Source organism: Phaeobacter sp. HF9A (assembly GCF_011806385.1).
Lineage (GTDB): Bacteria > Pseudomonadota > Alphaproteobacteria > Rhodobacterales > Rhodobacteraceae > Epibacterium.
Genome location: NZ_JAATOX010000204.1, coordinates 1 through 3,810, shown reverse-complemented (window position 1 = coordinate 3,810; position 3,810 = coordinate 1). Strand labels below are relative to the sequence as shown.

At 63.0% G+C, this 3,810-nt stretch carries 6 protein-coding genes; 2 read left to right on the top strand and 4 right to left on the bottom strand.

Annotated elements, in window-relative coordinates:
- Positions 1-2: 2 nt before the first annotated feature.
- The 4 genes from HCZ87_RS20135 to HCZ87_RS20120 form a co-directional block, all read right to left on the bottom strand.
- Entirely contained in the window at positions 3-845 is an 843-nt protein-coding gene (locus HCZ87_RS20135) for an ATP-binding protein (RefSeq protein ID WP_167646820.1), read from the bottom strand.
- A gap of 148 nt (positions 846-993) precedes the next feature.
- Positions 994-1,881 (bottom strand): twin-arginine translocase subunit TatC, encoded by an 888-nt coding sequence (locus HCZ87_RS20130; RefSeq protein ID WP_167646819.1) that lies wholly within the window; start codon positions 1,879-1,881, stop codon positions 994-996.
- Positions 1,878-2,378 carry a Sec-independent protein translocase protein TatB gene (gene tatB / locus HCZ87_RS20125; protein ID WP_167646817.1) on the bottom strand — a complete coding sequence of 167 codons (501 nt, stop codon included), beginning with the start codon at positions 2,376-2,378 and terminating at the stop codon, positions 1,878-1,880. Before tatB ends, HCZ87_RS20130 begins: the two co-directional genes overlap by 4 nt.
- Positions 2,379-2,385: 7 nt before the next feature.
- Entirely contained in the window at positions 2,386-2,601 is a 216-nt protein-coding gene (locus tag HCZ87_RS20120; RefSeq protein ID WP_167646816.1) for a twin-arginine translocase TatA/TatE family subunit, read from the bottom strand.
- Positions 2,602-2,844: 243 nt separating this feature from the next.
- Here HCZ87_RS20120 and HCZ87_RS20115 point away from each other — a divergent pair, with 243 nt between their 5' ends.
- Together HCZ87_RS20115 and HCZ87_RS20110 are read left to right on the top strand one after the other, a co-directional pair.
- A complete protein-coding gene (locus tag HCZ87_RS20115) occupies positions 2,845-3,168 on the top strand; it encodes an antibiotic biosynthesis monooxygenase (protein WP_167646815.1) in 324 nt (107 codons plus the stop codon).
- A 33-nt stretch (positions 3,169-3,201) separates the two neighbouring features.
- Positions 3,202-3,810, top strand: a 609-nt coding sequence (locus HCZ87_RS20110; RefSeq protein ID WP_167646813.1) for a YafY family protein, incomplete at its 3' end; no start/stop codon positions are given.

Genomic DNA, 3,810 nt, shown 5'->3' with positions numbered 1-3,810 from the left:
TGTCAGCGCAGAGAGACGCCGTGGCGACCGGCCAGATCGGTGAAGAATTGCCAGGCCACCCGCCCGGACCGCGCGCCACGTGTGGCCTGCCACTCGATCGCCTCGGCGCGCAGGGTCTCGGGCGCGACCTCAAGGCCATAGGCGCCGCAATAGCCCTCGATCATCGCCAGATAGGCGTCCTGATTGCAGGGATGGAAGCCAAGCCACAGGCCGAAACGATCCGAGAGCGAAACCTTTTCCTCCACCGCCTCGGAGGGGTTGATCGACGAGGAGCGCTCGTTCTCGATCATGTCGCGCGGCATCAGGTGGCGACGGTTGGAGGTGGCATAGAAGACCACGTTTTCCGGCCGCCCTTCGATACCGCCGTCCAGCACCGCCTTCAGGCTCTTGTAATGCTGGTCATCATGGCTGAACGAGAGATCATCGCAGAACAGGATGAAGCGAAAGGGCGCATCGCGCAGATGGTTCAACAACCGCGCCACCGAAGGCAGATCCTCGCGCTGCAACTCCACCAGCTTGAGGTCGGGATGCTCGGCCACCAGGCTGCCGTGGATCGCCTTCACCAGCGAGGATTTCCCCATCCCGCGCGCGCCCCACAGAAGCGCGTTGTTGGCGCCATGACCGGCGGCAAAACGGCGGGTGTTTTCCAGCAAGGTATCGCGAGAGCGCTCGATCCCCACCAAAAGCTCCAGCTCTACCCGGCTGATCTGTGCCACCGGCGCCAGACGGTCGGGTTCCACATGCCAGACGAAGCCCGATGCGGCGGCGAAATCCGGCGTGGCCTCGGGGGCCGGGGCCATGCGTTCCAGCGCCGCGGCGATGCGGTTCAATGTGTCCTGATCCATGTGCTGCGCCATCCCTTCAGTCCTTCTGTCGCAATGTTGGCCCTGACAAACCATGTTCCGGGCCAGGCGGCAAGAGGGCGGCGGCCACGCAAAAGGCGCGCCCCGAGAGGCGCGCTCTGCTTCTGTTCACAAGGACGATCCGGCGAGATTACTCCTCGTCCAGCTCGTCGTCATAATAGCCTTCGGCCCGGAGCTGCGCTTCGCGTTTCTTCTCGACCCGGCCCACCAGGAAGATCGAAATCTCATAGAGACCATAGACCACCGAGAACAGAATGATCTGGGTGATCACATCCGGCGGGGTCACCAGCGCGGCGAGCACCAGGATCGCCACCACCGCATATTTGCGCATCGCGCCCAACCCGGCCGCACTGACCAGACCGGCCTTGCCCATCAGGGTCAGAAGCACCGGCAGCTGGAAACACAGACCAAAGGCCATGATGAACTTGAGCGTGATATCCAGGCTCTCGTTCACCTTGCCAAAGAAGGTGATCTTCACCCCCGAGGCCGTTTCCGGCACCACCGCGATGTCACTGGGAATATTGCCGGTGGCCTTGGACATGAGCCCGGCAAAGATCGAACTCACATCGGCAAAGCCCAGAAAGAACTGCATCGCCAGCGGCGTGACGACGAATTGCGCAAAGGATGCCCCCAGAATGAACATGAAAGGCGAGGCAATCATGAATGGCAGGAACGCGCCCTTTTCGTTCTTGTAAAGTCCCGGCGCCACAAACCGCCACAGCTGATAGCCGATCACCGGGAAGGACAGCGCAAAGCCGAACACCATGGAGATGCGGAACAGCGTAAACAGATATTCCTGCGGCGAGGTATATTGCAGCGTCGGCGACGGATCCCCGAGATCGCGCAGGGTCTGCTCGATCGGATGCACCAGGAATTGCAGGATCGGCTCCGCCACGATGAAGGCCAGGATGATCCCCACCGCAAAGGCCGCAACCGAGCGGATCAGCCGCGTGCGCAGCTCCGCCAGATGCTCGATCAGCGGGGCTGTGGAATCGTCGATATCGTCGGTGTGGCTCATGCCTTGGTCTCACTGTCGGGGGCCGCGGCCGGGGTCTGGGCCGGCTCGGCGGGGGCGCTCAGCGCGGCTTCGGCCTTGTCGGCGGCGGCCAAGGCTTCGGCAGCCTCTTTTGCCTTGCGCTCGGCGGCGGCACGGGCGGTCGCGGCCTGGATTTTCTTGGCGCTTTCGGCCCGGTCGGCGGCGAGTTTGCCGGTCTCGCTGTCGGGGTCGAATTTCGTCGGGTCAATGCCTTTGGTCAGGTCGCGGGCGGCGTCCTTGAGACCATCCATCGCCGAGGCCATCGGATTGGTCGCGGTCTTGAAGCTCTTTTGGATGTCGCTGACGCCCGCCTCATCCGCCGCATCACTCATCGCGCGGCTGAATTCGCGCGCCATGCCACGGGCCTTACCCACAAACCGGCCGACGTTGCGAAACAACACCGGCAGGTCCTTGGGCCCGACCACGATCAGCGCGACGACGCCGATGACCAGAAGCTCGGTCCAGCCTAGATCGAACATCTAGACCTTACGCCTTGTCTTTTTCTGCGGCGGGGGTCACGTCCAGCGCTTCTTCGTTGGAGTCGTCTTCCAGCTCCTTGCTGCCCTCGCTGATGCCCTTCTTGAAGGAGGTGATGCCCTTGCCGACTTCGCCCATCAGGGAGGAAATCTTGCCGCGACCAAAGAGAACCAGAACCACAATGGCGATGAGGAGAATGCCGGGAAGACCGATGTTATTGAGCATGTGATGTGCCTTTCAGAGAGTAGCGGCGCCATATGGGACCGATCCCGCGCGCCGATGTCAGTTGTCCTGCCCCTTGATAGGCAGCGCCCAAAGACAAGCAAAGCGCCGAGCTACCCCGCTACGGGCGCAGAGGCAGGTGAATTGCAAGATTCTGCATCGCCGCAACTTCAACTGACAGGTTTATGTCAGTTGCCCTCCTGTAGGACGGGAGCATCGCAACCGTCAAGACAAGGAAGACGAGAGATGACCAATACCGTGATCGAAGTGGTGACCTTCAAGCTGAAAGCCGATGTCAGCGAGGCCGACTATGTTGCTGCCACCGAGAAATCCCAGCGCTTGATTGGCGGCATGCCGGGATTTATCTCCCGCAGCCTGTCCAAGGGCGCGGATGGCAGCTGGACGGATTACACCATCTGGGTCGATATGGCCTCTGCCGAGGCGGCCATGGCCCAGTTCCCGCAGGCAGACTGCACCGCCGATGTCATGCGTATGATTGACCCGAGCACGCTGGTCATGCGCCACGAGACACAGCAGTGGGCGCGGCGCGCAGAGCCCGTCATGGCTTGACCTTGGGGGGCGCTGCGGGCGAAAGATCCTCCCATGCGCCGCACCGACCGCCTTTTTGAAATCATCCAGATCCTGCGCGACGGTAAACTGCACCGCGCGCAGGACATCGCCGAACGGCTGGAGGTCTCCACCCGCACCATCTACCGCGACATGGATACGCTGGTGGCCTCCGGCGTGCCGGTGGAGGGCGAACGCGGCGTCGGCTATATGGTGCGCGAGGCGATCACCCTGCCGCCGCTGACCCTGACCCCGGCAGAGCTGGAGGCGCTGAACCTCGGCATGGCGATCGTGGCCGAAGCCGCCGATGCCGAGCTCAAGGCCGCCGCCGAAAGCCTCGCCGCCAAGGTGGATGCGGTGCTACCGGTGGAAACCGTGGCCGAGGCGGATGCCTGGAAATTCGCCGTCTACCCCTTTGCCGATGCGGCGCGCGGCCTGGCCCAGATGCCGACCCTGCGCGCGGCAATCAAGGCGCGGCAGAAACTGGCGCTGCGCTATCGCCGCATTGACGGCACCCTGACTGAACGGGTGATCCGCCCGCTGCATATGGAATATTGGGGCCGGGTCTGGACGCTGACCGCCTGGTGCGAAACGCGGGGCGATTTCCGGGTGTTCCGGGTTGATCTCATTGAGGAGGCGCAGGCG